This is a genomic window from Geodermatophilus sp. URMC 62, assembly GCF_052931475.1.
In genome coordinates, this window is sequence record NZ_JBRFHY010000002.1 from 39,900 (window position 1) to 45,899 (window position 6,000).

Genomic DNA, 6,000 nt, shown 5'->3' on the forward strand with positions numbered 1-6,000 from the left:
CGACATGACCGCCAGCGGCATCCGCGAGGACGCCGGCGACACCAGCCATAGCAGCGCCGAGGGCGCTGTCGGGGTGGTGCACGTGCTGGCCGGCCATCACCTCAGCGGGGCGGGGCTGCGCGCGGTGTGCCGCTGCGGGCACACCGGCCCGCCGCGCCCAGCGGCCGAGCGCGCGGCGGCTGCCCTGGCTGAGCAGCATCCGCTCGATCTCCTGCAGTGCGGTATCTGTGAGCGCCAACGCGTTCCCCAGACCATCCGGCGTCGCCCGGAGGAGGTCGGGCTGGTGATCTGCCCGGCCGGAGGCGGACCCCTGCCCGACCTCGAGTACCTGGCCTGCGCCGATGACCTCGCCACCTGTGCGCGGCTGGCCACCCAGCTGCAGGAACACCTGGAGCACTCGGCCGCTGAGGCCGAGGACTACTGCCGCCGGCTGCTCCGGCGGCACCTGCGCGTGGTCCGCTAGCCACCCGGCACCACCCGGTGGCCCTCGGCCAGCGCTACAGCCGTCCGGAAAGCGGTGAGTGGGTTCGACGAACCAGGAAAGTAGTTCGAGGAACTTCGCGGCGATCGGCGTGCCGCACTGTTCCTGGAACAGGCCATCCGCTTGGGTAGAGCCATGGCTCGCCGAGGACATGGGGGTCGCCCCAGCAAGGGCGACCGCGACCACATCGTCACCCGCCCCAGTCGTGTCGTCGGAGACCTGGTTCGCCAGCGCGCGGACGAAGCCGGCCTAACGATCAGCGACTACGTCGCCAGCGTGCTCGCCAGAGCACATGGCGTGCCCGAAGCCGACCTGCTCACCCGTGACCGCGACCAGGAGGAGCTGCCGCTCGGCAAGACCGCCTAAACGCGGAAAGGGCGGCCCCCGTACGGGAACCGCCCTTCACCGCTAGATGCCGGATCGGTGCTGCCAACACCTACCCCGGCGACACATCCCCTGCCCTCAGTCTTGGGAGGCTTTGTGCTGCCCGCTCATCGTAAGACGATGCCTTCGTTTAGGCCACCGTCACACGGTCGCGACACGCACGAGTTCGGCGGTTTCGCCGGATTCGGGTGCTAGCGGCCGCGCTTCCAAGAACCACTCGTCACGTCGGTGCTGGCATCGAGCCTGCTCCCGGCACGACGGCACGGCTGCCGTCGTGGTGGAGCGCGACGGACTGGCTCGAGGGTGAGGTCCGCGGCGCCCTCGCCGAACGCCGGGACCTCTGCCGAAGCCACCATGTCGACCCCGACACCGTGGTCGCCGTCGCTCGCGGCATGGCCCACTACGCCGATCACCGCACCGGCCGCGACTGTCGGCCCACCAACGCCCGCCTCGTCGAGTTGGTGCGGGTGTCGCTGTCGACCGTCCAGCGCGCCCGACGCGTGCTCAAGGCCCTCGGTCTGGTCGTCGAGCTGATCGCTGGCCGCTCGGTCATGACCCGCTCAGAGCGCCTCGCCGCCTGGCGCCGCGGCTCGTCGCACCGACGCATCGCGGCCACCTTCGCGCTGTGCTCCCGCCGGCACCGTTCAAGATCACAGCCGCGGACTGTGGAGCGTGACACCCCACCCAGCGCTAGCGGAGCTAGGTCCTCAACTCACCATCGGAGAACTCATCTTCAAGCCACCACCGAAACGACGAGGGCCGCTCCGCGGCCCGCTCACAATCAAGAGGCTCCCCTGGGGGAGCGTCGTCGGCCCGATCCGGCGACCAGGCGCCTGGTCGAGGGCGTGAGAGCCCGTCTGCGATGGCTGTCAGACGTCTCGGTGCCCCGGCTGGCACCCACGCTGCACCGCTTCGCTCAGGCCGGCTGGACCCCCCGCGACGTCGACCGGGCGGTTGTCGACGCACTCGCCACCCGAGGCTGGCATCTGCCGCGCGAGCTCCACCAGCCCGCGGCGTACCTGGCGGCGCTGTTGCGCGAGGTCGACCCAGCGGACCGGCCGGGCGCCCTCGACGAATGGATCGCCGTTCAGGAACGCAAGCAGCGGGCCTATGAGCGTCTGCTTGTGCATGGGGCTCCGTGTGCCCACGGACAGCCGGCCGGCGATGTGCCGTCTCCACTGCGGGGACACCAAGCCTGCCCACTCTGTCGCGAGCAGCCAGCAGGTCCGTCAAAAGACAGCAGCCGAATGTAATACGGAGAGCCGCCATACTTTAAGTAGCAGTTGACTACTCGAAGTAACCGACACGCCTGGGTGGCTCCCTAGACGGCTGACATTTGGGGTCTCCGATTGCAGGTCACCAGAAAGGGGACGAAATTATGGGACGTCGCAGCTCGTGCGGAGCTTCGCGACCATCGCGCCCTTGGGCGTGGTGCTGACACAACACGCACACCGCCGAAGCTGGTTACTTCGGTATCTCGCATGCGCGAGAGCTAGCCCCCCGGGTTCGTCCCGTCGGGGCTATGCGTGTATACGCGCCTCGAGTTGCGCGACCTAGGTCTCAGCCCTCATCCTGCTAGAGCCCTCGTGCTCTCCCACGGGACCAACCAACCCAGGGGTCGAAGGCGCTGTGTCAGCACCACCCGCCCAGGGACCGGCGTACCAGCCGGTCCCTGAGCGGGACATCGATGGATCGCGAAACTCAACAGAGATGCGAGGGCTCTCATGAGTCTGTCCAGCATCGCCCTGCCTGAGCAGGGCGAATCGACCAACCAGCCGTCCTGGGCCAAGCGCCTGATCGCCACCGGAGCAGCAGCAGCGGCGATCTTCAGCGCCGGGGCCGCAACTGGCCCCGAGGCGAAGGCGGCGATCTACGACCGCGGCTTGGTGACCGACAGCGTCTACCTCAGCCGCGGCGAGACCAAGGCGCTCGCGCGCGAGGTCGACCGCAACTCGAACACCATCCAGGGCGCCACCGGCCTCGGGTTCGGTGCGGCCTGTGCCGCAACTGGCCTGGGTGGAGTTGCCAGCGCTGCCTGTGCAGGCGTTGGCGCCGTTGGCGCCGGCGTTGTCATGGACAGGTTGGCCAACGCGGCCGAGGACAACAACTGCTTCAGGATTCGCTTCGTGTGGGTTCGTCCGACGCCTAACCCGCTCGTCCGGGTGCCAGCGGTCGTTGGTGTCTACAACGACAGCAGCGGCTACTGTCACGACTGATGTCGATCATGAACCGCGCTGAGTACCGCCTGAGGTTGGCGGCGACCATTGCCGTTGGCATCGTGTTCGTGCTCATCGGCGTGGTCCTGGACGCCACGGACAAGGATGCAGGATGGCTCTTTATCGCCGCCATGGTGATCGCCATCGGAGTCATCCCCGAGGCAGTAGTCCGCCTCCGGCGCCGCAGCAGCTGAGCAGCGCCGACTACCAGTACGACACGAAGGGCGTCTTCCGTAGGGAGGCGCCCTTCGTGCTGTCCGGTGACGAAGCAAGCTCTCAGCGGCTCAAGCAATCCGCAGTGTGCATATGGTTAGTTATGTACGTAGGAACCTAATGCTGTCCGATATTGCCGAGGGTCCACCTGTTTTGTAAGACAGCCATCTACGTTGTCGACCCATGGCACGTCCTCGCAAGGAACCGGAAGGCTTCGCAGCCGGCACTCTGACCTTTCGCCTCGGCGACAGGCATCGAGCGATGCTCGATGAGGTGCTGGCGAAGGACCCGAAGCAATCGCGAGCTGCAATCGTTCGCGCCGCCCTGGAGGAATACCTCGAGCGCCACCCTGGCGCAGCCTGACCGACCTAGGAGGTCTTCGCACGCGGCGCTGAGGCGCTAAACAACCCCATAAATGCAACAAGGACCGGTGTTGGTAGCACCGATCCTTGCAAGTCGAAACCCACGGCCGCGGGCTCACCTAACGAATTGAGCCTTATCGTAGCGGAGCACGAATCGCTCTGCACGACATTCGGTCATGGGTGTCGACGACGCCTGAAAACTGACCCCCTCGCGACGCTCGAAAACTGACCCCCTCCCGAGACCCTGACTCAAGCCGAGCCGGGGAGGGACGAGGTGTTGTCCGTGGAGGATTGGGCGGAGATCCGCCGGCTGCATCGGGCCGAGGGCATCCCGATCAAGCAGATCGCGCGGGTGCTGGGCGTCTCGCGGAACACCGTGCGGTCGGCACTGCGGGCCGATGGGCCACCGAGGTACGAGCGAGTCGAACGGGCGTCGATCGTCGACGAGGTCGAGCCGCGGATCCGAGAACTGCTGCAGGCGTTCCCCACGATGCCGGCCACGGTGATCGCCGAACGGATCGGCTGGACCCGGTCGATGACCGTGCTCAAGAAGCGGGTGGCCGAGCTGCGACCGGTCTATCTGCCGCCGGACCCGGCCTCCCGGACCGCGTACGTGGCCGGCGAGATCGCCCAGTTCGACCTGTGGTTTCCGCCGATCACGCTGCCGGTCGGCCATGGTCAGAGCCGCACCGCCAAGCAGCTGCCGGTGCTGACGATGGTCTGCGGATACTCCCGCTGGGCGGCCGGGGTGCTCATCCCCTCCCGCGCGGCGGAGGACCTGTTCACCGGCTGGTGGCAGTTGATCGATGCCCTCGGGGCGGTGCCGCGGGTGCTGGTCTGGGACGGCGAGGGCGCGGTCGGCCGCTGGCGCGGCGGCCGCAGCGAGCTCACCGCCGACTGCCAGGGTTTCCGCGGCACCCTGGCCACGAAGGTGCTGATCTGCCGGCCGGCCGATCCAGAAGCCAAGGGCCTGGTGGAGCGGCTGCACGACTACCTGGAGCGATCGTTTCTGCCGGGCAGGACGTTCACCGGCCCGGCCGACTTCAACGCCCAACTGGCCGCTTGGCTGGGGCTGGTGAACACCCGTCCCCGGCGGGCGCTGGGGTGCGCGCCGACCGAGCGGATCGCCGCCGATCTGGAGCGGATGCTGCCGCTGCCGCCGGTCGCTCCGGCCACCAGCTGGCGCACCAGCACGCGCCTGGCTCGGGACCACTACGTGCGCCTGGACGGCAACGACTACTCGGCCCATCCCGCGGTGATCGGCCGCCGGGTCGAGGTGCTCGCCGACCTGCAGCGAGTGCGGGTGCTCTGCGACGGCCGGGTGGTGGCCGACCACGAGCGGATCTGGGCCAAGCATCAGACGCTGTCGACCGACGAGCACGTCACCGCGGCAAAGGCGTTGCGCGCCGCCCGGGTCGGGCTGCTCCGCCCGGCCCCACCCAGCGAGGAAGTCGAGATCCGGCCGCTGAGCGATTACGACACCGCCCTCGGCCTCACCGACGGAGGCGTGGCATGAGCCGGGACCTCGACGCGGAGGTGGCGTTCCTGACCCGGGCGCTGAAGGCGCCCACCCTGCGGGAGGCGGTGCCGCGGCTGGCCGAACGGGCCCGCGAGCAGTGCTGGTCGCACGAGGAGTTCCTCATCGCCTGCCTGCAGCGAGAGGTCTCCGCCCGGGAGTCCCACGGCGGCGAGGGACGGATTCGCGCCGCCCGGTTCCCGGCCCGCAAGAGCCTGGAGGAGTTCGACTTCGACCACGCCCGCGGCCTCAAACGCGACCTCATCGCCCATCTGGGCACTCTGGACTTCGTCACCGCCAAGGAGAACGTGCTGCTGCTCGGCCCGCCCGGCACCGGCAAGACCCACCTGGCCACCGGCCTGGCCATCCGCGCCTGCCAGGCCGGCCACCGGGTCCTGTTCGCCACCGCCACCGAGTGGGTCACCCGGCTGGCCGAGGCCCACCACGCCGGCCGACTGCAAGACGAACTACGCCGACTCGGCCGCTACCCGCTGCTGGTGGTCGATGAAGTCGGCTACGTGCCCTTCGAGCCCGAGGCCGCCAACCTGTTCTTTCAGCTCGTCTCCAGCCGCTACGAGCGGGCATCGCTGCTCGTGACCAGCAACAAGCCCTTCGGCCGCTGGGGCGAGGTCTTCGGCGACGAGGTCGTCGCCGCCGCCATGATCGACCGGCTGGTTCACCACGCCGAGGTCATCTCCCTCAAGGGCGACAGCTACCGGCTCAAAGACCGAGACCTCGGCCGCTCCGCGGCCGCCACCGAAGACGCATGACCACGAGGGGGTCAACTTTCGGCCGTCGCTAGGGGGTCAACTTTCGACCGTCGTTGAC

The 6,000-nt window shown here is 68.6% G+C and carries 7 protein-coding genes; 6 read left to right on the forward strand and 1 reads right to left on the reverse strand.

Annotation, left to right across the window (positions count from 1 at the left end):
* Positions 1-4: 4 nt before the first annotated feature.
* Complete coding sequence (locus ACU616_RS26995) at positions 5-463, forward strand: hypothetical protein (RefSeq protein ID WP_446761580.1); 459 nt, start codon at positions 5-7, stop codon at positions 461-463.
* 1,271 nt (positions 464-1,734) lie between these two features.
* Here the strand turns inward: ACU616_RS26995 and ACU616_RS27000 are convergent.
* Positions 1,735-1,995 (reverse strand): hypothetical protein, encoded by a 261-nt coding sequence (locus ACU616_RS27000; RefSeq protein ID WP_446761581.1) that lies wholly within the window; start codon positions 1,993-1,995, stop codon positions 1,735-1,737.
* A gap of 594 nt (positions 1,996-2,589) precedes the next feature.
* Here ACU616_RS27000 and ACU616_RS27005 point away from each other — a divergent pair.
* The 5 genes from ACU616_RS27005 to istB all read left to right on the forward strand — a co-directional run bounded on the left by ACU616_RS27005 (position 2,590) and on the right by istB (position 5,942).
* Entirely contained in the window at positions 2,590-3,081 is a 492-nt protein-coding gene (locus tag ACU616_RS27005) for a hypothetical protein (protein ID WP_446761582.1), read from the forward strand.
* Positions 3,081-3,275: a hypothetical protein gene (locus tag ACU616_RS27010; RefSeq protein WP_446761583.1), complete on the forward strand. Its 195-nt coding sequence runs from the start codon at positions 3,081-3,083 to the stop codon at positions 3,273-3,275. Before ACU616_RS27005 ends, ACU616_RS27010 begins: the two co-directional genes overlap by 1 nt.
* 202 nt (positions 3,276-3,477) lie before the next feature.
* Complete coding sequence (locus ACU616_RS27015; RefSeq protein ID WP_446761584.1) at positions 3,478-3,657, forward strand: ribbon-helix-helix protein, CopG family; 180 nt, start codon at positions 3,478-3,480, stop codon at positions 3,655-3,657.
* A 273-nt stretch (positions 3,658-3,930) separates the two neighbouring features.
* Positions 3,931-5,172: an IS21 family transposase gene (gene istA, locus ACU616_RS27020; RefSeq protein ID WP_446758843.1), complete on the forward strand. Its 1,242-nt coding sequence runs from the start codon at positions 3,931-3,933 to the stop codon at positions 5,170-5,172.
* Positions 5,169-5,942 carry an IS21-like element helper ATPase IstB gene (gene istB, locus ACU616_RS27025; protein WP_446758844.1) on the forward strand — a complete coding sequence of 258 codons (774 nt, stop codon included), beginning with the start codon at positions 5,169-5,171 and terminating at the stop codon, positions 5,940-5,942. Before istA ends, istB begins: the two co-directional genes overlap by 4 nt.
* Positions 5,943-6,000 lie beyond the last annotated feature (58 nt).